Annotated in this window: 1 pseudogene; it reads right to left on the reverse strand. The window is 57.3% G+C overall.

Annotated elements, in window-relative coordinates:
* Nucleotides 1-330, reverse strand: a pseudogene (locus R0J87_RS19105) (hypothetical protein); the annotation flags it as partial.

The raw sequence follows: 330 nt of genomic DNA on the forward strand, positions 1-330 counted from the left end.
GTAGGCAATGGCACCATGTGGTTCACACAAATAACCGTCGGCATCCATCTGACGCAGTGTCTCTGCGGTCTGCTCATCACTTACCGCGCCATAGCCCAGCTCGTTCAGACCCCAGCCTTGTTGCTGGCACAGCTCTTCAATACGCGGCCAGTTGTTTGGCTGGCTGACGTCCATGGCATTGGAAATGGTCGGCACTGTGGCTTTAGGATCCCACTTGCCGTTCTGCAGATAGCGGGGCACGGTATCGTTGACATTGGTGGCGGCCATGAAACGTTTCACCGGCAAACCCAGCGCTTTGGCCAGCAGGCCGGCAGTCAGGTTGCCGAAGTT

The sequence above is a fragment of the Halomonas sp. SIMBA_159 genome, from assembly GCF_046536035.1.
In the GTDB taxonomy this organism is placed as follows: Bacteria; Pseudomonadota; Gammaproteobacteria; order Pseudomonadales; family Halomonadaceae; genus Vreelandella; species Vreelandella venusta_A.